At 36.1% G+C, this 23,570-nt stretch carries 18 protein-coding genes, 2 pseudogenes and 1 other annotated feature; of the genes and pseudogenes, 2 read left to right on the top strand and 18 right to left on the bottom strand.

Going from position 1 to position 23,570, the window contains the following annotated elements; all coding sequences use genetic code 11:
• Positions 1–117 precede the first annotated feature (117 nt).
• From D7D54_RS01665 to mecA, 13 genes are all read right to left on the bottom strand, one after another.
• Positions 118–573, bottom strand: a complete 456-nt coding sequence (locus D7D54_RS01665; RefSeq protein WP_020901490.1) for a hypothetical protein — start codon at positions 571–573, stop codon at positions 118–120.
• The gene (locus tag D7D54_RS01660) at positions 574–1,215 is read right to left on the bottom strand and encodes a hypothetical protein (protein ID WP_020901491.1); all 642 of its coding nucleotides are present in this window, start codon (positions 1,213–1,215) and stop codon (positions 574–576) included.
• Complete coding sequence (locus D7D54_RS01655; RefSeq protein ID WP_004259684.1) at positions 1,212–1,499, bottom strand: hypothetical protein; 288 nt, start codon at positions 1,497–1,499, stop codon at positions 1,212–1,214. Before D7D54_RS01655 ends, D7D54_RS01660 begins: the two co-directional genes overlap by 4 nt.
• A gap of 307 nt (positions 1,500–1,806) precedes the next feature.
• Entirely contained in the window at positions 1,807–2,850 is a 1,044-nt protein-coding gene (locus tag D7D54_RS01650; protein WP_020901492.1) for an SPFH domain-containing protein, read from the bottom strand.
• Between the two features lie 205 nt (positions 2,851–3,055).
• Positions 3,056–3,424, bottom strand: a complete 369-nt coding sequence (gene rplL / locus D7D54_RS01645) for a 50S ribosomal protein L7/L12 (RefSeq protein WP_001196965.1) — start codon at positions 3,422–3,424, stop codon at positions 3,056–3,058.
• Between the two features lie 72 nt (positions 3,425–3,496).
• Positions 3,497–3,997: a 50S ribosomal protein L10 gene (gene rplJ, locus D7D54_RS01640; protein WP_001287277.1), complete on the bottom strand. Its 501-nt coding sequence runs from the start codon at positions 3,995–3,997 to the stop codon at positions 3,497–3,499.
• Between the two features lie 38 nt (positions 3,998–4,035).
• Positions 4,036–4,171: a sequence feature (ribosomal protein L10 leader region), on the bottom strand.
• Positions 4,172–4,247: 76 nt separating this feature from the next.
• A complete protein-coding gene (locus D7D54_RS01630) occupies positions 4,248–5,507 on the bottom strand; it encodes a TRZ/ATZ family protein (protein WP_020901493.1) in 1,260 nt (419 codons plus the stop codon).
• A gap of 304 nt (positions 5,508–5,811) precedes the next feature.
• Entirely contained in the window at positions 5,812–7,560 is a 1,749-nt protein-coding gene (locus tag D7D54_RS01625; RefSeq protein WP_120718677.1) for an ABC transporter ATP-binding protein, read from the bottom strand.
• Position 7,561: 1 nt separating this feature from the next.
• Entirely contained in the window at positions 7,562–9,286 is a 1,725-nt protein-coding gene (locus D7D54_RS01620; RefSeq protein ID WP_020901494.1) for an ABC transporter ATP-binding protein, read from the bottom strand.
• A 60-nt stretch (positions 9,287–9,346) separates the two neighbouring features.
• Positions 9,347–10,285: a peptide-methionine (R)-S-oxide reductase MsrB gene (msrB, locus tag D7D54_RS01615; RefSeq protein WP_120718676.1), complete on the bottom strand. Its 939-nt coding sequence runs from the start codon at positions 10,283–10,285 to the stop codon at positions 9,347–9,349.
• A 97-nt stretch (positions 10,286–10,382) separates the two neighbouring features.
• Positions 10,383–11,252, bottom strand: coding sequence for a homoserine kinase (gene thrB, locus D7D54_RS01610; protein ID WP_120718675.1), 870 nt, complete (start codon positions 11,250–11,252; stop codon positions 10,383–10,385).
• Position 11,253: 1 nt separating this feature from the next.
• Positions 11,254–12,540, bottom strand: coding sequence for a homoserine dehydrogenase (locus tag D7D54_RS01605; protein WP_120718674.1), 1,287 nt, complete (start codon positions 12,538–12,540; stop codon positions 11,254–11,256).
• Positions 12,541–12,691: 151 nt separating this feature from the next.
• On the bottom strand, positions 12,692–13,429 hold the full coding sequence (mecA, locus tag D7D54_RS01600; RefSeq protein ID WP_120718673.1) for an adaptor protein MecA: 738 nt from the start codon (positions 13,427–13,429) through the stop codon (positions 12,692–12,694).
• 207 nt (positions 13,430–13,636) lie between these two features.
• On the opposite strand from mecA, the pseudogene D7D54_RS01595 reads away from it, so the two are divergent.
• A pseudogene (locus tag D7D54_RS01595) lies at positions 13,637–13,941 on the top strand (helix-turn-helix domain-containing protein); the annotation flags it as partial.
• 182 nt (positions 13,942–14,123) lie between these two features.
• Here the strand turns inward: D7D54_RS01595 and D7D54_RS01585 are convergent.
• The 3 genes from D7D54_RS01585 to D7D54_RS01575 all read right to left on the bottom strand — a co-directional run bounded on the left by D7D54_RS01585 (position 14,124) and on the right by D7D54_RS01575 (position 19,256).
• Positions 14,124–16,853, bottom strand: a complete 2,730-nt coding sequence (locus tag D7D54_RS01585) for an MBL fold metallo-hydrolase (RefSeq protein ID WP_120718672.1) — start codon at positions 16,851–16,853, stop codon at positions 14,124–14,126.
• Positions 16,854–16,944: 91 nt separating this feature from the next.
• The gene (locus tag D7D54_RS01580; RefSeq protein WP_120718671.1) at positions 16,945–17,760 is read right to left on the bottom strand and encodes a LicD family protein; all 816 of its coding nucleotides are present in this window, start codon (positions 17,758–17,760) and stop codon (positions 16,945–16,947) included.
• Entirely contained in the window at positions 17,757–19,256 is a 1,500-nt protein-coding gene (locus D7D54_RS01575; RefSeq protein WP_042750985.1) for an oligosaccharide flippase family protein, read from the bottom strand. Before D7D54_RS01575 ends, D7D54_RS01580 begins: the two co-directional genes overlap by 4 nt.
• Positions 19,257–19,501: 245 nt before the next feature.
• On the opposite strand from D7D54_RS01575, the pseudogene D7D54_RS01570 reads away from it, so the two are divergent.
• Positions 19,502–20,797, top strand: a pseudogene (locus tag D7D54_RS01570) (transposase); the annotation flags it as partial.
• A gap of 253 nt (positions 20,798–21,050) precedes the next feature.
• Here D7D54_RS01570 and tarQ read toward each other — a convergent pair.
• Entirely contained in the window at positions 21,051–22,088 is a 1,038-nt protein-coding gene (gene tarQ / locus D7D54_RS01565) for a teichoic acid biosynthesis protein TarQ (RefSeq protein ID WP_120718670.1), read from the bottom strand.
• Positions 22,088–23,542: an O-antigen polysaccharide polymerase Wzy family protein gene (locus D7D54_RS01560; RefSeq protein ID WP_162496596.1), complete on the bottom strand. Its 1,455-nt coding sequence runs from the start codon at positions 23,540–23,542 to the stop codon at positions 22,088–22,090. The genes tarQ and D7D54_RS01560 overlap by 1 nt, the downstream gene beginning before the upstream one ends.
• Positions 23,543–23,570: the final 28 nt, after the last annotated feature.

Genomic DNA, 23,570 nt, shown 5'->3' with positions numbered 1-23,570 from the left:
TAAAAATAAAAACCGCTACTCCTAAGAATAGCGGTTTTTTAAAGTAAACAAACTTACTAGGTTTTAAAAACAATATCAAAATAGCTATAAGATAATATCATTTCGATTATCCTAAAATCAAGAAACTATAAAAGTTTTACCGCAAGTTGCACAGGTCAATTGAGTTCCAATTACTCCATCTGTTGGCATATGACAAGTAGGACAATAAACACGTTTTGCTGATAATTTATAAGATAACTCATCTCGCAATTCTTTCCCTTTAATTTCAATAACATCTTCACCTTGTTCTTCAAACTTAAGAACTGTTATCAAAGCTCTATCATATTGTTTCATACGTGGCTGTTTCAAAAATAAAAAAGACGATATAATCAAAAATAGGAAAAATAAAACAAACAAAATTGTAACTATTAAAAGCCACATAAAGTAGAAATCATAAAGTAAACCTTCTCTTTTTCCTAAAATCCATCTTATGTAGTTATCAATGTACTGATAAAATTTCAATCCGGTGACAATACATATGAAAGATACTATAGGATAAACAACCTTGGAAATGATTAAACGATAGCGTCTCATTTATATTTCCTTTCTAGATAACCATGCACCACAATAATCACATGATTTACCTTGCCCTAGGTCAAGCAGATTCTCACCACTACATGATGGACAAATAACGGGATATGTATTTTTGTTAATCTGGTGCTTTTCAAATAAAGTGAATAAAGCTTGTATTTGATTTCGTTTCTTGACTTCTTCTTGTCTCCTAGACTCACAATAAGTCATTACCAAAATTAAAATCACACTAAGCAAATACCAAGGAACTAAAAGAAATAAAAATCGAATAGACCATTCCCTAGATTTTTCATATTCAAAAAATGATGATAAAATGATTAAAACAAGCATTTGAAGTAAATTCTTCTGTTTTAATTTCTTCAAGGAAAAGGAATCTTTAATTGTTTCTCGAAACAAATATAAAATAACTAAAGCAACTGGCACAAAGGTAACATTTTGAAATGATAAAAATAAAAAACTGATAACAACGGGAATTCCAATAGATTTTGCCAAAATTATAAAATCAAGATTTTTCAATATAAAGATTCTTGGTTCATCATCTATAGAAAAGATAGCAAGTGATAAAACTACAAAACAGAGTATTACTATATTTGAAATTAACCAATGAAAGCCTTTTTTCCAATTATTCTTAATATACTGTTTCACCTATCTTCTCCTCTAGTTGCTATATATTCTCTATAAAGAGCTTTCCCATTATATATCTCATCCAAAGCTTTGACTTTAATTTTTATATTTTCTAAAATACCAAAGCTATAAAATGCAAAGGATGACAAAAAGAAACCTGATAAAGAAAAAATAATAGGAATCAATATTGAGAAAATCGGCCTACCATGTTCAAGAAATAGAGTTATAGCCCATAGTGAAAGAAAAAATGTTGCACTTGTTAATCCCATAAAAAGTATACTTAATAAACGAAATACTTGGTACATCCAAAATATCCTCCTGTCATAGAACTTGTCTAAGTAATCCCTTACTCTTTTAAAAAGATTTCCTAATATCTTTCAGGGAATCATTGTATTTATTCATACATTTCCATACTTAGAATTACATAAATTGAATGATTTAAAAATACAAACAAAGAAATCATAGTTTTCAAATTTCTAAGAAAAAGGGAAATTCTGGCAATACCAGACTTCCCAAATAAAACAAAAGTAAATTTGAAAATGTAAAAAATCAAAGATTAAAGATAATGCTTAAACAAGATTGATATAAAAATGATTTTTCCAATCATTTGAACTATCTTTCGTGCCCGCAATTAGAACAGAAGTTTGCTCCTTCCAAAAAAGCAGTCCCGCATTGGCTACAAAACTTAGCTAAGCCTGTTTCTCCTTTGAGGTCAGTTTGATGCTGATTCACATCTTTGTCAAATGAATTCCTATCTTCAGTCTGATCCACCAAGTTGCTAAATTTAGCTCCCAAGGAAAGTCCCATAGCTATTTCCACGCCTGCTCCCATTAGATTTCCTGCAGAATCATTATTTTTTGCTGCCTCTTCTAAAAGATCAAATTGTCTCTCTTCTTGATAAGTATACTCTTCAATATCTCGACCAGCCTGCTTGCTTTTGGCTTCCAAAATTTGCTTGTGGAATTTAAAGATTTCTCTATATCCATTGCTATTCTGATTTACCTTTAAAGCCTCAATGTTAAATTCCTCAATACTAATTCCATATTTAGAAAAATGGCTGGATAAAATAGCTGACAAAGCAACAGACATATCAAAACTGTGCATCTCAATATCAAGAATTGGAATCTTATGGTTGTATATTACTTGTGAAATAGCTGAACTAATCAACCCACTAACAGTTTGTCTAAACCGTTTTTGTAAAATAGGAGCTGTTATAATATCGGGGTGACTTGGCATAAATTCTAATATAAAAGCTTCTAAGTCTACAATTCGAGGAATGAAATTCCCATGTATTTTCAATTCTACAGGAATATCACTTTCTGGATCTCGAACTATTATAGGAGAAGAAGTTCCCCATCCAATCGGTTGTAAATCATACATATTCACAAACCACAAAAACAATGAGTCAGACGAAATACCTCCACTTAGAAAGTTTTTTATTCCTGAAACTACTTGAAAATCATCTCCTTCAATCTTATGTTTACCAGCATCATAAGTAGTTACTGCTCTTCCATTTGAAAACAATACAGCACACTGACCAGGGTTTACAATTACAGTTGCTCCTATCTTGATATTCGTTTTAGGATGTCTCCAAGCAAGTATATTCCTTGTATCTTCACCTTCATAACGAATAACATCAAACAAATTTAATGCCATCTTTTCTCCTCTAAAATGAAAACTATAAATTATAAGATTAATCTTCCATACCTATATTACTATTATATAACCCCTTTGTTGAAAAGGCAACTCATACTTATAAATTATTATCTTTGGGGCAATCCCCTATATAAAACAAGAAAAACCGCTACTCCTAAGAATAGCGGTTTAATCATGTTTTTAAGCTACTAATGTAGTTGCTCTATTATTTAAGAGTAACTGAAGCTCCAGCTTCTTCCAATTTAGCTTTGATTTCTTCAGCTTCTGCAGTTGCAACGCCTTCTTTAACAAGTGCTGGTGCACCGTCAACAAGTTCTTTAGCTTCTTTAAGACCAAGACCTGTGATTTCACGTACAACTTTGATAACGCCAACTTTTTTGTCGCCTGCAGATGTCAATTCAACGTCGAATGAATCTTTAGCAGCACCAGCGTCAGCAGCACCAGCTGCAGCAACAGCTACAGGAGCAGCTGCAGTTACACCAAATTCTTCTTCGATAGCTTTTACAAGGTCGTTCAATTCAAGGATTGAAGCTTCTTTAATTTCAGCAATAATGTTTTCAATGTTCAATGCCATTGTTATTTCCTCCAAATATGTTTTAAATTTATAATAGATTTTCGTAGCTAGGCTACGCTGCGTAGCTTAAGATTAAGCTGCGTCTTCTTTGTTGTCTGCAACCGCTTTGACTGCAAGAGCAACGTTGCGCACTGGCGCTTGAAGTACAGAAAGGAGCATAGAAAGAAGTCCTTCGCGGTTTGGAAGAGTTGCAAGAGCAAGAATCTCTTCTTTAGATGCGACAGCGCCTTCGATTGCACCACCTTTGATTTCAAGTGCTTCAGCGTTTTTAGAAAAGTCGTTCAAGATTTTCGCTGGTGCGATAACATCTTCGTTAGAAAATGCTACTGCAGATGGTCCAACAAATACAGATGCAAGATCTTCAAGACCAGCTTTTTCAGCTGCACGACGCAAGATTGAGTTTTTAATCACTTTATACTCAACTTCGCTTCCACGAAGCTCACGACGAAGAACTGTATCTTGCTCAACTGTCAAACCACGAGCGTCTACAACGACGATAGATGCAGCAGCTTTCATTTTCTCAGCTACTACGTCAACTAGTTCCGCTTTTTTAGCAATAATTGCTTCACTCATTAGTGTGTTCACCTCCGTTATTATTTTGCTTGGGGAATTTTTCCAAAAGAAAAACGCGCCCAAACCTAGACACGAAAGTACAATACGCTTCTTTTTACATGATACGTTTTGTCCTCGGTAGGATCCTTATGAGTCGAGCTCCCCTACTGTCTTAGGCAGTTTTTTCAAACCGTATATAAGTATAGCATAGTCAAAAAAAGAATGCAAGATTTTTGCAAACTTTTTTTAAAATTTTTTCGTTATTTTTCTTCTAAAGTTCTACTGTCAGGACTTGACCTTGCTTAACAACCTGTTCTCCAGCGATATAAACATCATCAACATCACTGGATTTAACAGCATAGACAAGATGAGAAAGCATATTTTCCTGAGGTTGGAGATGGATTTTCCCTTGTGGTTGAATAACGAGAAAATCTGCCTGTTTACCTACTTCCAGACTTCCTATCTGATTTTCCATTCCTAGGACCTTAGCACCTTCTATCGTTAGAGCCTTGAGGGCTGTTTCGATTGGGAATTGGCTGGCATCCTCACTTTTCATCTTCTGAAGAAGGGCTGCAGTCCGTCCTTCCTCAAACATATCTAGATTGTTATTGGAAGCAACCGAATCTGTCGCAATTCCGACTGCTACTCCTGCTTTTTGCAGTTGAATGATAGGAGCAATCCCTGATGCCAGTTTGAGGTTACTAATAGGATTGTGGGCAATAGACACTTGAGAAGTTGCCAAGCGTTCAATTTCTCTCTCGTTTAATTCGACCCCGTGAGCAAAGACAGACGGATGATCTAAGTAACCCAGTTCTTCAAGAAAGGCGAGGGGGCGTTTGCCGTATCGTTTCAGGATAATTCCTGACTCCTCCTTGGTCTCCGCCACGTGGATATGGATTGGAATAGCAAGCTCTTTTGCCATATCTAAGCTTTCTGCCAGCAAGTCTCTATCACAGCTGTAGGGAGAATGTGGGGCTACCATCACCTTGAAATTTGGATTTTTATATCCAATAATTTCTTCAATGATTGCTCGAGTTCTGCTTATAGTTTCATCAGTTGTCTCCGCCTCAGAAGAAAAGAGGGTAGGTGAGAAATAACAACGCATCTTGGAATCTTTCACTGCCTGATAAATCCGCTCAATATCCACACCATTGGGATTATACATATCATTAAAGGTTGTTGTTCCTGACTGGAGCATCTCTGTCAGAGCTTCTTTAACCGCCTTAGTAGTCATGTCGGGAGTAAACTCAGCTTCTGCTGGCCAGATATAGTCATTGAGCCATTCATGGAGATTGCTATCATCTCGAATCCCTCTCAAACCTGTCATAGCAGAATGGGTGTGGCAATTGACCAATCCAGGCATAATCCAGGCTCCCTGATAGTCTATAATCTGCTCAGCTTGCTCTAAAATCTCTGGCTTCTCTTGACCGACATAGACAATTTGAGAATCCTTAACTGCTAAGATTCCATTCAAATAAACATGGAAATCTTGGTCACAAGTCACGATATTTACATGCTGAAAGACTTTCATTCTAGGCTCCTTTTCTAAAAGACAATTTATACTTCTCTTCAAACCACGTCAGCTTCACCTTGGAGTAGATATATGATTACTGACTTCGTCAGTTCTATCTACAATCTCAAAGCAGTATTTTGAGCTGACTTCGTCAGTCTTATCTACAGCCTCAAAGCAGTGCTTTGAGCAACCTACGGCTAGCTTCCTAGTTTGCTCTTTGATTTTCATGGAGTATTACAGTGAACAATTTTTCTAGCTATTGTAACAAAAAAGTCACCCAAAGGCAACTTTTTTTGTCCATGAGATTTTAAAATATAAAGCATTATTCAGAGCTAAAAGCTGCAGCTTGCTGCATTTGGTAATACTTGCCCTTTCGAGCCATGAGTTCTTGATGATTACCATACTCAACGATATCACCATTCACCAAGACAAGGATTAAATCTGCATCCTGAATGGTTGACAAGCGGTGGGCGATGATAAAGCTTGTGCGCCCCTTCATGAGCTTAGCAAAGGCATCCTGAACCAATACTTCTGTCCGTGTATCGATAGAAGAAGTCGCCTCGTCTAATATAAGAATCTTTGGAATAGCCAGAAAGACACGCGCAATGGTCAAAAGTTGAGCTTGACCGACAGAGAGAGATTCTCCAGCATTTTCAAGCTTGGTATCATATCCTTGGGGCAACTGTTGGATGAAAAAGTCGGCATTGGCTGCTTTGGCTGCAGCAATCACCTGCTCCCGACTGGCTTCAGGATTGCCAAAGGCAATATTGTCATGAATGGTCCCTTGATTGAGCCAAGTTTCTTGGAGCACCATGCCAAACTGCTGTCGAAGAGAGGCACGACTATAATCATAAATGGATTTCCCGTCCAGCAAGATATCTCCTGAATTAATGGGATAAAAACGCATAAGAAGATTGATAAGCGTTGATTTTCCGGCACCTGTCGGGCCAACAATAGCCACCTTGCTACCAGCTGGGATGTCAATAGATAAATCCTTAATCAAAATCTTTTCAGGATTGTAACCAAAAGAGACCTGTTTAAAGGAAATTGCTCCCTTAACCTGGTCACTGGTCAAGACTTCCTTACCTGTTTCAACCACTTCAGGACTTTCTAAGACAGCATAAACACGCTCTGCACATGCCAAGGCACTTTGCAATTCGGCTAAAACTGAAGAAATATCGTTAAAGGGTTTGGTGTACTGTTGGACATAGTTCAAAAAGGTCACTAAACGCCCGATGGTCAAGGTAGACCCCATCATGATACGATAAGCTCCTAATCCAGCTAGAAGAGCATAAATGAGCGCATTAACAAAGCGAGTCGAAGGATTGACCGTTGAAGAATAAAAGATGGCTGACTGAGAGTAGCTTGAGTAGTTGTCATTAGCCTCACGCAGCCTTTGGATAAACTCTGTTTGAGCATTAAAAGACTGGATAATCGTCTGTTGGCTAAGCGATTCTTCAATCAACTGGGTCTGAATTCCCCTCGTCTCTGTTTGCTTCTGAAATAGATGATAGGAGCGTTTAGCAATAAAGCGTGAGATTACCATAGATAGTGGCGTCAACAGCAAGACTAAGAGGGTCATGAGGAGATGAATTTGGAGCATGGCTAGAATACTAACCAAAATCATCAAGACGCCAATGAAAAATTGGTTAAAAATCATGGTCAAGCCAACTGCTAACTGTTCTATATCCGTGGTTACACGACTGACCATTTCTCCACTGCCTTGCCGATCTACAAAAGAAATCGGTAAACGATGGAGCTTATGGATGATTCGCTCTCGCAAGTTTCTAGTATAAGAGAAGATTAGGCGATTATAGAGGAGAGGATTGACCCATTGAACGAGAGTATTTCCTATGACCACCAAAATCATCTGAATGAAAATGTGCCAAAAAACTGATGATGAACCAGTCACTAGGACTTGGTCGATGACCTGCCCAATCAAGATAGGTAGGTAGATTGATAAACCAACCTGAGCAATAGTTCCTAGAAAGGCTAAGAAAAGGAGGAAAGGATGGCTTGCTAAATCTTTGGCCAAACGTATGAACGTCTGGTTTGCAGTTTGTCGTCTCATGCTAGTCCTCCTTTCCATGTTGGGATGCGTTGATTTCACGATAGACTTGACTGGACTTCATCAAGTCCTCATGCTTGCCGATAGCTAGAAGCTCACCTTTTTCCAAGAGGAGAATCTGGTCAGCCATCTGTAAAGTCGAGGTTCGTTGAGAAATCAAGATTAAGCTTGTATTTGGTAAGTTTTCTCGGATAGCTTTCAAGAGCTTGGACTCAGTAATGGTGTCGAGGGCCGAGGTCGCATCATCTAGGATGAGAAATGGAGCTTGGCGCAAGACTGCTCGAGCGATCGACAACCTTTGTTTTTGTCCACCTGAGAAATTTCGTCCTCCTGCCTCAACTAGGGTATCTAAGAGCCCTTCCTTTTCACTAACAAAATCCTTGGCTTGTGCAATTTCCAAGGCCTGCCATAGTTCTCGGTCAGTTACTTCTTGATCTAAACCTAGAGTCAAGTTGGAACGAATAGTTCCCTTAAAGAGTTCAACCTTTTGGGGCACATAGGCAATCCAAGACCGCCACTCCTCCAAATTACGAGGACTAGATCCATCTCGATAAAGGTCAATGCTTCCCTTATCTGCTGGATAAAGTCCAAGGATGAGTTGTACCAAGCTTGATTTACCAGAACCCGTTCCCCCAATAATACCAAGGATTTTCCCTTGAGTCAGGTCAAAGGAAATATCTCTCAGAGAAGGCTGGGCCGCATCAGGATAGGTAAAGGTCAGTCCTTGAACTTGTAAAACCTGATTACTAGTAGTTTGCTTTTGTTCTAATTCTAAATGGATATTTTCTGGAGCTTCAGCAAAGACTTCCTCGATTCGCTTAGCAGAGATATAGGACTGGTTTAGGGAATTTATCAGCATAGCTAGCTTGACCAATTCCACCAAAATCTGTAGGAGATAGTTGATGAGGGCAATAAGAGCACCTTGACTGAGTAAGCCTCCTTGTATAGAAATATAGCCTTGCCAGATGATAACGAGAAGAGTTCCATTGACAATCAGATAGGTCAAAGGTGTTAATAAACTAGACCAGAAACCAGTTTTCTCTTGTAATCTAGCATAGACTTGGTTAAGGATTTGAAAAATCTGTAACTCTCGTTTTTCTTGCCCAAAAGCACGAATAACTCGCATCCCTTGTAATTGCTGGCGCGTTTCTTGAACCAATTGGTCCGTTTTCATTCTGAAACTGCTGTAGAGAGGATTGACCAGTCGAGAGAGGCCTACAATGATAATGGTCAAAATGACAACCATGACTAAAAACCAGAGAGTCAACTCAGTTGAGATTCGATAGGCCATAAAGATAGCTCCAAAAACGATAATTGGTGCTCGCAAAAAGAGACGCAGGAATTGATTGATACCAGTCTGAATCTGGTAGGTGTCCGAAGTCAAGCGAGTCACCAAGCTCGAAGTTGTCAAACGGTCTCTGCTGTCCTTAGGCAATGAAAGAATATGACGATAGAGGTCGTCTGTCAGTTCTTTGGCAAATCCTACCGCTGCCTTGGCTGAGTAAAACTGAGCTATCAAGGCCACTACAACGCCAATCACTGCAAAGATAAGGAGCAGGCCAATCTGCATCCAGAGATGACCTTGATCCCTCTGGGGCAATGATTGGTCAACAATCCCAGCAATCACCATAGGAACTAAGAGCTCAAACACAGCTTCAAGTAGCTTGAACAAGGGTGCTAAAATTGATTCCTTGATGTAAGGTTTGAAGTAAGATAATAGGTGTTTCATAAATCCCTTCTATTCGTATTCTAGAAATGAAGAAAGTGGGAAGTACCCACCCTCTCTGATTTATTTGTTTAAGTAAGGTAGTAGATAGCCATATCCTTCCTCTTCCATCTCATCCTTGGCCACAAAGCGCAAGGAAGCAGAATTGATACAGTAACGGAGGCCACCTAACTCCCGAGGCCCATCTGTGAAAACATGACCCAAGTGAGCATTTCCCGACCGAGAACGAACCTCAATTCTCTCCATTCCATGGCTGAGATCCTTGTAATAATGAATCAATTCCTTGGAAATCGGACGGCTAAAACTTGGCCAACCACATCCTGAGGCAAACTTATCCTTGGCAAAAAAGAGGGGCTCACCTGTCGTAATATCTACATAAATCCCTTCTTCAAAGGTTTGGTCATAGGCATTGGTAAATGGAGCCTCTGTAGCAGCTTCTTGGGTAACACGATAGGATTCTTCAGATAAACTGCCCTTTAATACCTCTTGACTAGGCTTTTCATAATTTGCTGCGTCAATCAATGGCTTATCAGCATCGGTCACATCGATATGACAGTAACCTGAAGGATTCTTCTTAAGATAGTCTTGGTGGTAATCTTCAGCCAGAATGTAGTGGCGAAGTTTCTCCACCTCTACTGCAATCTTTCGACCCAGCATGCGCTCCTGCTCCTGCACCACTGTGTAGATAGCAGGTAGGTCTGATTCATCCTGATAATAGATCCCAGTTCGATATTGGCGACCACGGTCATTCCCTTGTTGATTGATAGATAAAGGGTCGATGACACGGAAATAATAAAGCAAAATCTCTCTGAGTGACACTGCCTTCTCATCATAAATCACTTGAACCGTTTCTGCATGGTCTGTTTCCTTGAGCAACTGGTAATTGGTCGTTTCGACTTGACCATTAGCGTAGCCAACACTGGTTGCTAGTACTCCAGAAATGCGTGAAAAATATTCCTCTAGGCCCCAAAAACAACCACCTGCTAGATAAATTTCTGCCATCTTTATTTCTCCTTTATCAAGTTTTTAACTAGACTTCTTTTCAAAAAAGGATAGGAAGCCCTCTAGTCAAGAGTTTCCCCATCCTATCATCTATTCTTTATTTTGCTTCGACACGGACACCTTGGGTATCAACTTTCAAGTCATGAAGTTTTCCTTTGAAAGGTTGCTTTTCCAATTCTGCCTTAATCGTTGGCATCTTGTCATGAGAAGCTAAGACCATAACTGTCGGTCCAGCACCAGAGAGATAGGTTGCATAGGCACCATTCTCTTTGGCTACTTGCTTAATCGTCGCAAATTCTCTCACCAAGTCCTGACGATAGCGCTCGTGGAAGAGGTCGCCCTCGATTGCTTGCCCAGCGGTCACCATGTCTCCTGCCAACAAGGCTGCAACCGCCACATTGGCGATAGAACTAGCCGCAACAGCTTCCTTGTAAGACAATTTCTTAGGCAAGACACCACGGCTGTCTCTAGTACGCAATTCATAGTTTGGAATGTAGGCTAGGAAATCACACTCTGGGAAGTCTGCTACAATAGCTGAAACTTGTCCATCAACAGAGCTTGCAATAACGAGATTACCATAAATGGCTGGAGCCACATTGTCAGGATGGCCTTCAATCTTAGTCGCTAACTGCAATTTTTCATGGTCTGACAAGTTGAGTTGCCCCAATTGATTGGCTAGTTCAATCCCAGCAACGATAACCGAGCTAGAAGAACCCAAACCACGCGCCAAGGGAACATCACTGGTCATTTTCAAACGTTTTGGTTGCAGGTCTGGTACAATTTGCAAAGCGATTTTGAGCAAGAGATTGCGCTCGTCATGTGGAATCCATTTGCCAATCTGGTGTTCAATCAGCCACTCATCTCGTTCTTCACAGACCTCTATTTGAAGATACTTGGTTACAGCTACACCGACCGAGTCAAAACCTGGCCCGATATTGGCACTGGTTGCAGGTACAATAATCTTCATCTTATTCTCCTAGCACTTTGAAGGTATTCAAGAGGTCAAATTCTGAAACCTTCTTCAATTCAGCTGAGACATTTTCAAGCTGGGCTTTATTAATCTTGTGTGTGATGATCACAACACGCGCCTTGTCACCCTCTTTGCCATCTTGAAGAATTTGCTTGAAGGAAATATCTTGGGCATTGAAGATTTCAGCAAGTTTCAAGACCTGACCTTTTGAGTCTGGAGCCAAGATTGAGAAGTAGTAATTAGCTTTGACATCCTCTGGATTAGCCAAGACCAAGTCACGACTGTATTCATTGAAGTCTTTGCCAATGGTTCCATCATTCAAGCGACGAACAATACGGACAATATCCGCCACAACACTTGTTGCAGTTGGTTTTTGACCAGCACCTGGTCCGTAGTACATAGACTCACCGATACCGATAGACTCTACAAAGACGGCGTTCATTACCCCATTCACACTAGCAAGTGGGTGCGCTTTAGGAAGGAAGGTTGGTGTTACTTCTGCAGCAATACCTGAAGGAGTTTCCTCGATAGAACCAACCAATTTCACTACATAACCAAGGTCTTGGGCTACAGCCACATCTTCTGGTGTGATATTGCGGATCCCCTTGTGGGCTACATCGTCAAATGCAACCTTCATGCCAAAGGCAAATTGGCTCAAAATAACCATCTTGTAGGCTGCATCAATCCCATCTACGTCATTTGTCGGGTCGCTTTCTGCAAAACCAAGTCTCTGCGCTTCCGCAAGAGCATCATCATAAGACCAGCCTTCTTCCACCATCTTGGTCATCATGAAGTTAGAAGTTCCGTTGACTACTCCAAGCACGCGCGTGATTTTATCAGAAGCTAATGAATTTGCTAAAGTACGAAGAATTGGAATACCACCAGCTACTGCTGCTTCGTAATAAAGTGCTACCTTATTAGCTTTAGCGATTTCTAACAATTCTGCACCATGGACAGCCAAAAGGTCCTTATTGGCAGTGACAACGTGTTTCCCAGCTTCCAAGGCACGAGTGATAAAGGTTTTAGCAGGTTCGATACGACCCATCAATTCCACTACGATGGTAATGTCTTGATCTGACAAAATGTCATCCACATTGGTTACAAAGTTAAAGTCATTACCTGCTGCAAGCAAGCGGTTCTTTTCTTCTTCGTCCTTAACCAATACTTTGGCAACTTCAATCTCTGAATGTGCTGATTGATTGATTTTTTCTCCATTTTCCTTTAGGAGGAAAGGCACACCACTTGCAACGGTACCAAATCCTAGTAAAGCAATTTTAACTGTCATGATTGTCTCCTCGAAATTTTCTAATATAGCCATTATAACAGAATTTTGTGGAAATTCCTATTATAGTAAATCACTATTTCAGTCTAAAAACGAAAAAACGAATCAGACGATTCGTTCTTCTTAAAATCTAGAAATAACTTTCCAGAAAGGATTATCCAATCTTTTGCAGATTGAGCACTGCATCATGATTCATCAAGACTTGACCATACTCTTGCAAGACTGAGCGACTGATGTCACTATCATCTGCAAACTCGCGCATACGAGCCAACAGCCAAGCTGGATATGGACTTGGACGATTTTCAATATCCACTAAAATAGTCAAATAATAGCGCTCATTCATCTTGTAGAGTTCAGAAGTTTCCATATCAAAAGTCACTGTCTTGGCAAAAGCCACCAAGTCAGCCAACTTTGCAAAAGAAAGGATGTAGTAGATGTAAGGCTCTTTCTTGCTCTCAGCTTCTTGTTCAGCCTGTTCCTGCTCTTCTTCCTTGGCTTCGACTTGCTCTAAAGATTGAATCGCTTCGATATCATCCTTAGTTTTGTCTGCGATGCTTTTTTCCAAGGTTTTGATAAATTCATCTGGCGACATTTGAGCCAATTCTTCCATGTCTGGCAAATCCGATAAGTCTTCAAAATCTAGATTTTGGTCAATCTTTGATTTGGTTACAAAAACATCAACCTTATCAGGTTTTGGAGTCACACGGAAGCTCAACATGCCTGTATCCAAAAAGCTCTCAGGCATCTCTAACTCATCCAAGATAGCATAAAAGAACTCTTCTGTTTTTTCTTGAGGAACGAGAAAGTCAGCAATCTCCATGCCTCGATCCATCAAATCCTCTAAAGACATCGTGATTTTTAAAGTTGTATCACTGATTTGTTTCATTTTCATTGCTAGTAACCTCATACTTTCAGTTCTATCTATTATACTAGATTTTTACGATTTTATCAAAAGAAGGCTCCTCTGTCGGGATAGATTTTCCCTAGGGTAACTTCTCAAAGTATCTTCCACTTGCCTGACCGAAGTGGAAATTAGTCTAAAACGGATTTTTATGGTGGAATTCAGTGTGAGACGTTTGAGTTAGAAATAAGGCTCACTATGACAAAATATAAACATCTTACCCTTTCAGACCGTAACGATATCCAATTAGGCTTAGAGCGCGGGGAAACCTTCAAAGCTACCTGACAATCCATTCTAAAAGACAAAACTACTGTTTCCAAAGAAGTCAAACGAAACAGACAGTCCGAGAGTCTACATACGATAACCTTCCTTGTCCTCTACTCGACAAAGCTCCCTTTATCTGTAACGGTTGCCCTAAAAGAAGACAGAATTGTGGCTATAAGAAGATTTTATACCTAGCTAAACAAGCTCAAAAACAGTACGAACAAACTATTGATGAAAACTACATTTCTTATTACACCATTGCTTCCAGCATCGTTATGTTGATTGCCAGTGTCTTGAGTGGAACTATCAACATCAGTATTCCACGTCTCGGCTACTATCTCGGTAAGAAAGATTACGAATCTTATAAAAATCTAAAGAATCCCCTGCTAATAGACTATTCTACTAGCAAGGGATTTTTTCATTATTCCTTTTCTTTCTTGTTGGAAATACTTGGATCTACAATTGAGTCCTCTTTTTGTTTTTCTTGTTTATCTTCCTTATTCATATTTTCTGATTTATCAGTCAAAGTAGACGTTTCCTGTTTGTTTATAGAATGATTTGGCTTCTTATCAGCAGTAACTACTTGTTTCCATACACCTTCTTCATTAACTTTATAACCATCAGGTGTGGTAGAATTTTTCAATAAGGAACCATCTGCTTGGAAATAGTACCAATTACCATCAACCTGTTTCCAGCCAGTTTGCATCGCTCCTGTTGAATCAAAGTAATATTGATCACCATTGACTTTTTGAAGACCAACCAACATGATGCCATCTTCAGGATTTAGATAATACCAGACGCCTTTGTCTTTTATCCAACCAGTTTTCATAGCTCCATTTGATTCAAAGTAACGGTAATGATTATCAAACCATCTCCAGCCAGTCTGCATGGCTCCAGATGCACTAAAGTAATATTGCTTGCCATCTACTTGATTGAGGCCAACCAACATAATGCCATCATCAGGATTTAGATAATACCAGACGCCTTTGTCTTTTATCCAACCAGTTTTCATGGCTCCATTTGATTCAAAGTAACGGTAATGATTATCAAACCATTTCCAGCCAGTCTGCATGGCTCCAGACGCACTAAAGTAATATTGCTTGCCATCTACTTGATTGAGGCCAACCAACATAGTGCCTTCCTTAGCTTCAAGATAATACCACTTATCATGATCTTTTAGCCAACCTGTTTGACCAATTCCTGAATCAGAATAAAAATACCAGTTCTCCTCAAGTTTCTGCCAACCAGTCTGCATGGCTCCACTTGTACTCAAAAAATAACGCAATCCACTAATCGTATGGGCACCAGTCTGCATGATACCTTCTTTATCCAAATAGTACCATTTCCCATTATCCTTAACCCAGCCAATCTTCATTGCACCAGAACTAGAATAGTAATACCAGTTCTTATCCATCAATTTCCAGCCAGTTTGCATCGCTCCACTTGTATTCAGGTAGTAACGAATTCCACTAATTTCTTGATTTCCGGTTAACATGATACCATCTTTGTCTAAATAATACCATATTTCTTTATCTTTAATCCAGCCAGTTTGCATGGCTCCAGATGCTGCATAATAGTTCCATTGTCCATTGACAGAAACCCAGCCAGTCTGCATCACACCTTCTTGGTTAAAGTAGTATGTGCTTCCATTGATATTCTTTTTACCAAGCGAGGGGATTCCATTCTCATCGTAATAATACCAATTTCCTGACGCTTTTTTCCAACTAGAAGGTTTTCCATTAGATTGAAGGGCACCACTAGTAGCAAAGAACATTTTTTTGCCGTTAAACTCGTGCAATCCTGTTAACATTTTTCCTTCTTTATCAAATAAATATTTTTGTCCAGAAATTTCCACTAATTCATTATATTTCCGAGCCCCTGTAGAGGTAATATAGTACCAAAAACCGTCTTTCTTAAACCAACCGGCTTCTTGCATCTTACCACTACTGTTTAAATAGTACCAGTTCCCATCAAGCTTTTCTCGAGAGTCATTCAAATGAAGCCATTTACTAGCTTGCATTTGTCCTTTCCCGTTAAAGAAATAATAATCTCCAACAATTCTCTTCCATCCAATAGCCATTTGTGTATCAGATAAACGATACTTCCAGTATCCATCTTCTTTATACCATTTTTCATTCACTGTAGGTATATTTGGTAGACTTTCAGAAATATCCGTAAATCCTTTTTCTCCAATTGTAAAGACTGTTGCATCTTTTGTCTGACTAGATGCATGAACAACCTGAATATTTTTTCTTTTAAGATAATCTCTAGTTGTAGAAAGGTTTGCATCTGCAGCCGAAGTATGTACAACCATCTTCGGTGATAAGTATTCTAAGAATGGAATAGTATTAGAAATTTTAGCATCATAGTGATGATTCCATTTCATCATATCCACCTTACCAATTACAGGACCTAACTTATCTTCTGCACCCTCAGCATTATCCAAGTCTCCACCAAGATAGATTCTTTTACCTGCAACTGTTACAACTGCTACAATTGAGTTTGAATTGTCATCAAATACCCTTTTTAGATTTCCATTGCTATCATACTCATTTTTATAGTTATACAGCTGAATATCCATATCACCTAAAGTAAAATGACTATCTTTATCTGAGATATCTTGTATTAATTTCACACCACGTTCAGTAGCAGTCTTTACAGCATTATCGTAATTATAAAGATTGTCCCACAATCTCCATTTTGTTGTAATACGTTCATCAGTGTATCGTTTTAGATAAAATCTATCAACAGGAAAACGTTTAAGAACTTCATCTGCAGAACCAATGTGATCACTATGGACATGGGTTCCTAGAATAAAATCAAGTTTTTTAATACCTACCTGTTTCATATGTCTGAACAGTCTATCTTCTAATACATACCCATTGTTTGTACTAATACCAAAACGACTTGGATATCGTGGATTACTACCATCTGGAAAATCGTAGTCCTCTCCCATATCAATCAAAGCATAGTGACCATTACTTTCTAAAATAATAGCATCACTCCCTGTTGCTCCTTTTGTATTGATAAAATGTACACGATTTCCTGAACCAGTTGAGATTAAATTTGCTTGCACAAACTGTAATTGGCTTATTGCAATAGCGAAAAATACAAAGATAAATAAGATTATTTTTTTTTGTTTCAAATTCATCTGCAAATCACACTTTCTTTCTAATGATTTTTCCTTAGATATTAGATTACATCTTTAAGGGAGTAATACTGATTTGAGTTCAAATTTCTAATTACGATTGTTTCTTGTTTTCAATTAAATAGACATCAAACTCATGACCAAAACCTCTTTCTTCCTCCGGAGGCAACTGCATATAATCACCATAATATTGAGTTAAAATAAAATCATAATTTTTGGGAGCCGGTAGTCTAAGATGTTCAAAATCTAAAGTTATTATTTCTTCAAAAATTTTTCTTTCAAATACTTCTTTTTCTCCCAATTTTGAAGAAAGGAAAGCTATAAATTTACCATTTGGATTATAGTGTTTTTTCGTCAGTTTTTCCATAATAATTGCAAAAACTTTTGGTGGTATTGGCAGTAATATGAACCAAATAATTTGTCTAATTAAATCTTTAAGTTGACTATCTTTATAAATAATATTCTTTCTCTTACTTGATGCTAGTAATTTTAAACTATCCAATCTATAAAATAATTTCATGATTTTTTTGTCATTAAAGGTATCCATAGGGAATATATCAATAAACACACCTGAGGGATAAGTTGTATATACTCTTGTGTTATCAATAACAGTGGATGTATCAACTATCTTTATAAAATTATTATAATATTCTTTTTGCGTTTCTAATGAGAGTAGCTTATATTTTGAACTATCATTTTCAAATAGGTTTATGAACTTATTATAATTCTCACGCGTCATGCTAATATCAATATCATCATCCCACGGTATAAAACCTTTGTGCCTAACAGCTCCTATAAGTGTTCCGTAATTAAGAAAATATTCTATGCCATTTTTTTTACAAAAAATATCTATATAAGATAAAATTTCCAATTCTATGTTTTTCGCTTCATCTACTGTTATTTTTTTCATTCTTTTCTCCCAAATTTAAAAATTTTCCTTTTGATTCGTTTAAGATGCTCAAAAACTTCTTGTAAGATTGCATCATTGGTTACATATAATAAAACTGTATAGCTTGTTATTGATAGAATTATAGTCATAACTATATTTATAATTAATTTGGAAGTTATGATCATTTCTGTAGGATTAACAATATTAACTATAAAATAAATTGGTATAAATGTAAGACTATACATAAAATATCGTATAGTGTAGTAGAATATATTTTTTAATGAAATTAATTGTTTTTTAATAATAAATCTTGAATAGATTATTAATAAAATAATTTCAGAAATCATTGTAGTTATCAGGTAAAATTCTGGTTTTGAAATATTATTCATAAATAAAATACTATCCAATAGAATGTTTATAATACCCGATAATAGAGTGAAAATCGTTAGTTGTTTTTCATAGCCATGAGCAAATATAATTTGAGTTCCTAAAATAATATCTAAAGATAAGAAAATTGTCCTGAAAGCGAATAGTGAAGTTAACATACCTCCTTCAACATATTTTTCACTCCCGTATATCAGTATTGTTTCAGTACCTAACACAGTTAATCCAAGGCTTATAGGTATAATAAAAAACATAAACATACGGCTTCCTCTGTTTACTAAATTGTAATAAGAAGTTTTATCACCTTTTCCTAAATAATAATTCAGTCTAGGAACACTTACACTTACAACTCCAGTAATTAAGCCAGCTATAACCCCAACAATTCTTTGAGCCATTGTATAGTATGTCACATATAACTCTTCGCCTATTTTTACTAAGAATAATCTATCAAGGAAAGTAAATAACATATTTGCACTTGAGAAAACAAGCATAGCAGTAAGTGGCAAAAACAGAGGCTTAAAATCTTTAATATCTATCCTAACTAATTTGATATCTCTTTTTATCCAAAAATAACTAATTAAATAATTTATAAGAGTAGATAAACTCATTATCAATGTATAAGGTATAATATCCTTTTCTTCTTTAACAAATATAAATATAGAAAATAACATGAGAGTTCTAATCAAAGCTGTTTTATAAAAAAGAAAATCATAGTTTTCCAATGCTTCATTAACCCATTCTATGGAAAACATTTGTGCAATTAATTGAATCCCCATTACTAAATAAACCTTTTTCAGTACAGGATTATTTTCAAAAAACAAAGGATAAGCAAATATATAGATTACAATACATAAACTAGTACAAGTTATACAAAGATAGAATAATTGAGAGAATACTTTATTTACCTCATTTTTATTATCTTTTACGTTACTGATACCTCTTAGACCATATGAATATACTCCGTATGTAGCAAAAGGTAAGAAAAACGAGAGTATAGTGTCAACAGAATTGAAATAACCATAGTATGTTTTATCTAATACACGCGCTACATGTGTACCTGTTAAAAGAGGGAATATAATATTTAGTATTCTTATCCCTAGATATGCTAAAGCATTTAGTTTAATACTTTTCATAAAAAATAATAGTTCCTTTCTTAGAAGTTCTAACTACAATTATAGCATATAAAGATGTAAAAAATCTCAAAAGAACAGTTTCCTTAAATTGTCAAAATTCAAACAATTACACTGAAAATAGAGAATTAAAGAATTTATAGTGAGTAAATCCACTATGGATATTATGGAGCCTATTTTGTTACAGAAAAAAAGTCCCATATGACCTATAATGAAAAGCAATCAAACAACTCATTAGAAAGAATCCTATGGAACAATTACATTTTATTACAAAACTACTCGATATTAAAGCCCCTAATATCCAATTTGCAGATGTTGTTAATAGGGATACATACAAAGAAATCATCGCTAAACTGGATTATGAGGCTCCTTCTTGTCCTGATTGTGGAAGTCAAATGAAGAAATATGATTTTCAAAAACCGTCTAAGATCCCTTACCTCGAAACAACTGGTATGCCTACTAGAATTCTCCTTAAAAAGCGTCGTTTCAAGTGCTATCGTTTCTCAAAAATGATGGTCGCTGAGACTCCTCTAGTAAAGAAAAATCATCAAATCCCTCGTGTCATCAACCAAAAAATTGCTCAGAAGCTGATTAAAAAACTTCTATGACCGATATTGCTCATCAGCTTGGCATTTCAACTTCAACTGTCATTCGCAAGCTCAATGACTTCCGTTTTAAGTATGATTTTTCTCGTCTTCCACAGACTATGTCTTGGGATGAGTACACTTTTACTAAGGGAAAGATGAGCTTCATTGCGCAAGATTTTGAAAAGGTCACTATCATCGCTGTTCTTGAAGGTAGAACACAAGCAGTCATCCGAAGTCGCTTTTTTCGATACGATAGAGCCGTTCGTTGTCAGGTGAAAATCATTACTATGGATATGTTTAGTTCCTACTATAACTTGGCTAAACAGATTCTCTTTCGAATTTCTAGGCTCAGGCTGAAACAGTCTCCCAGACTATTTCACTCCCAGACGCTAAAATCGTGTTGGACTTCTTTCACATTGTACAACATCTTAGCGGTGCCATGAGTCATGTGCGTGTCCAAATCATGAATCAGTTTCATCGAAAATCCCATGAATACAAGGCTATCAAGCGCTACTGGAAACTCATTCAACAGGATAGTCGTAAACTCAGCGATAAACGTTTTTATCGCCCTACTTTTCGCATACACTTAACGAATAAAGAATTTTAGACAAGCCTTTGAGCTATTCAGAAGGCTTGAAGCACCACTATGCTCTCTTTCAGCTCTTGCTTTTCCACTTTCAGAATAAAGAGCCTAACAAATTTTTCGGACTCATTGAGGACAATCTAAAGAAAGCTCATCCAATTTTTCAGACTATCTTTAAAACATTTCTCAAAGCTAAAGAGAAGATTGTCAATTCACTTCAGGTCCCCTATTCCAACGCCAAATTGGAAGCGACTAATAATCTCATCAAACTTTTCAAACGAAATTCATTTGATTTTCTGAACTTTGAAAACTTCAAAATAAGGATTTTCATCGATCCGAATATCAAAAAAGAAAGAACGAATTTCGTCCTTTCTAATCTTAGCTTTTCTTCCCCCCTACAGTTGACAAAGATCCTGAATACGGAAACTATTCCGAAAAAAACATATTACTAAACAGGAGAATCCCTATGCAACAAAAATCTTATAAAAGTTCATTCTCAACATCGTTTCAGCAATCCATACAAACCACTGTCATTTTACTGACTTCCATGAGAAACAAATGGTAGAACTTAGTCTAATGTACAATATAAGATCTGACAAAAATTTATAAAAGAAATTTAGAAATAATCTACAGTCTAAATGTTGCGACACCTATTACGTTTTTATTTAAATTTTTGATAACTTGAAGATTTTCTTCAAAGTTTTTATATCTAGTTATACCGTATTCTTCCACAAATAAAATGTTATCCGAATTTAGAATTGATTTAATGTCATTTATGTTTCCAATAACAATATTTGGGGGCAGGACTTTAGCATACTTTTTGGAAAACTTATCAATTACTTTTTTGTTCGTGGCTAATAGTAATAAATTTTTATGTCCATTTTTATATTGTATCACATTTCTAAAATTATCTATATTATCTATTTTTACAACAAAATCTACACCATATTTTTCATAATCCCCTGCTCTATTAATGGTTGGATTAAAAATATACACTGCTATGTTACCAAATATTACCAATAACACAGATCCGATTCCAAGTATAATCAAACGAAGAAATAAAGTACTTTTACTTACGCCAGCTTCACTTTCATTTTTCTCAAGTTCTTTTGAATAGACTGTCTCCAACTTTTCAATTGTTACGCCCGAGTATGCTTGTTTATATTTATCAACTAAATAATCCAATTTTTGTTCAATAATATCATTCGCCAATTTACTTGGTGTTAGTATTTTTACTGTAATCCCTTTATTATTTAATAAGGAATTTACTTCTATTTTTTTGTTCCAAAAATCAAAATTTGAGTTTTTAAGTGTAACCTCAGTTGTCATCAGTTCTGCAGCTATTTTTTTCATATCTGATTCCGACTGGTCATTAAACAAATAAGCCCCATTTAAGTTGGATTGAATTAAACGTCCGTAGAAATCACTATATCCTCCGACTGTATTACTATTAGGTATTATTGTTTCTTCTGATGGTGCTATAATTTTATAAGAAAGATAACTAGAAAAATTGCTAACATCTCTAATAACAGACTTAGTTGTAAGAACTTTATATGAATATGGAATTGCTAGGCAAAGAAATAGAACTATTAATGAAACTAAATTTAATACCTTTTTTTTATAAATATTAGCAAATAAATCTGCAATCGAATAATTATCAAACATTATACATCTCCTTTATAATCAACTACGTATTTTACTCTTCTTTTTATTAGACCGGCTAAAAAAAAGATAACTATGACTATTCCCCAAAATTGTAATGTAACCAAATTGTAGAAACTCTCTGTAAAGCTACCTCTTGGCATAAAAAATAAATTATTTAAAATCAATAATGTAATACTAAACAATAAAATCCCCGGTTTATATGATGATTTCATCATAAATATAAAACTAATTCCCATTATGATACTTAACAAAAATAATCCAATCATGCCATAATCAGTATACATTTCCATTACATAACTTCCACCAATACCATGGCCTGCTAAATAATCCTGTCCCAAAACAATATACGAAATATTATGAGCATATCTATCACTTTCAAGAGCTAACTCTATACTATTATTAGCACTAACGAATGGAGTTCCACCAAATAAAATTCCTAAATTTCCCCTAGTTATATACTCAATTATAGGACTAAAGGTGTAATTTCTAAACTCTCGTATAGGTAAATTACTTCCATATAAGTAACCTCTAGCTAAAACACCAAAACTTGTCCCTTGTTTATAGATAAAATCTATCAAAAGTTCAGAAAGACTCATATTTCCAATACCTTCTCCATCACGGGCATAATTCAAAAATCCCATAACAAGCATCATGATTGGTGTACCTATATAAAGCACTACTTTTTCTTTTACACCTATCCATACTCCTTTTTCTGTCTGATTTCTCATAAAATAATAAATAAATGAAAATATCAAACTAAGTACAAATGGATTTCTTGTTCCGATTAAAAGGTTTATTACATTAGCCGTAACAAACAGACCTAACACTATTGTAGAATTACGTTTGCTTGGTTTAGTAGCTAAATATATACACATAGCATAAACTACAAACGTTGATAATGTATAAGTAAAATAAGGTAGCTCACTTTTGAATTCTGCATAGTATTCATAATATGATACATTTATTCTATACATTAATCTTTCTACTAACCTAACTAAATAAAAAGGATATGAAATAAAAAATACTACTAGAGATACCTTCCTTATACTATTTATGAAAGAACTAGATTTTTTGATTTCATCAACTTGTTTTTTATTTTTTTCCTTTTTAGAAACTAATAAACCTCCTATATTTAGTCCGATAATAGAAATAATAACCGCTAAAAAGGAAAATCTATAGGCATCTTCCTGATAGGTATTTATTAGCCCATGTTTGAAATAATCTATTGTTGGTCTAGAAACCAAAAAAAGAAATATTGTAATGTAAAAAATAAGATGGATTATATAGTACTTTATATTGTTAAAACAATATAAAGTACTACTAACAATAAGCATAACTAAAGTTAACAATAAAGTTACAATTGAATCATTATATATATATGAAATTCCTAAAAAAATAGTCACAGTATAGCTAAATAGCGTAATTATATAATACAACTTTTTCCATTCTATTATCAAATACTCACCTCATTCCTATGTTTTC

Origin of the sequence: Streptococcus chosunensis, from assembly GCF_003626515.1 — a bacterium.
GTDB lineage: Bacteria > Bacillota > Bacilli > Lactobacillales > Streptococcaceae > Streptococcus > Streptococcus chosunensis.
Note: the sequence above shows the minus strand (reverse complement) of the source record. Positions and strands in the feature narration are given on the sequence as shown.

Excerpts from the sequence above, each read along its gene's own strand:
- D7D54_RS01665 (WP_020901490.1), bottom strand. The coding sequence starts at position 573 with ATGAGACGCTATCGTTTAATCATTTCCAAGGTTGTTTATCCTATAGTA.
- D7D54_RS01655 (WP_004259684.1), bottom strand. The coding sequence starts at position 1,499 with ATGTACCAAGTATTTCGTTTATTAAGTATACTTTTTATGGGATTAACA.
- D7D54_RS01650 (WP_020901492.1), bottom strand. The coding sequence starts at position 2,850 with ATGGCATTAAATTTGTTTGATGTTATTCGTTATGAAGGTGAAGATACA.
- rplL (WP_001196965.1), bottom strand. The coding sequence starts at position 3,424 with ATGGCATTGAACATTGAAAACATTATTGCTGAAATTAAAGAAGCTTCA.
- rplJ (WP_001287277.1), bottom strand. The coding sequence starts at position 3,997 with ATGAGTGAAGCAATTATTGCTAAAAAAGCGGAACTAGTTGACGTAGTA.
- D7D54_RS01630 (WP_020901493.1), bottom strand. The coding sequence starts at position 5,507 with ATGAAAGTCTTTCAGCATGTAAATATCGTGACTTGTGACCAAGATTTC.
- D7D54_RS01625 (WP_120718677.1), bottom strand. The coding sequence starts at position 7,560 with ATGAGACGACAAACTGCAAACCAGACGTTCATACGTTTGGCCAAAGAT.
- D7D54_RS01620 (WP_020901494.1), bottom strand. The coding sequence starts at position 9,286 with ATGAAACACCTATTATCTTACTTCAAACCTTACATCAAGGAATCAATT.
- msrB (WP_120718676.1), bottom strand. The coding sequence starts at position 10,285 with ATGGCAGAAATTTATCTAGCAGGTGGTTGTTTTTGGGGCCTAGAGGAA.
- thrB (WP_120718675.1), bottom strand. The coding sequence starts at position 11,252 with ATGAAGATTATTGTACCTGCAACCAGTGCCAATATCGGGCCAGGTTTT.
- D7D54_RS01605 (WP_120718674.1), bottom strand. The coding sequence starts at position 12,540 with ATGACAGTTAAAATTGCTTTACTAGGATTTGGTACCGTTGCAAGTGGT.
- mecA (WP_120718673.1), bottom strand. The coding sequence starts at position 13,429 with ATGAAAATGAAACAAATCAGTGATACAACTTTAAAAATCACGATGTCT.
- D7D54_RS01585 (WP_120718672.1), bottom strand. The coding sequence starts at position 16,853 with ATGAATTTGAAACAAAAAAAAATAATCTTATTTATCTTTGTATTTTTC.
- D7D54_RS01580 (WP_120718671.1), bottom strand. The coding sequence starts at position 17,760 with ATGAAAAAAATAACAGTAGATGAAGCGAAAAACATAGAATTGGAAATT.
- D7D54_RS01575 (WP_042750985.1), bottom strand. The coding sequence starts at position 19,256 with ATGAAAAGTATTAAACTAAATGCTTTAGCATATCTAGGGATAAGAATA.
- tarQ (WP_120718670.1), bottom strand. The coding sequence starts at position 22,088 with ATGTTTGATAATTATTCGATTGCAGATTTATTTGCTAATATTTATAAA.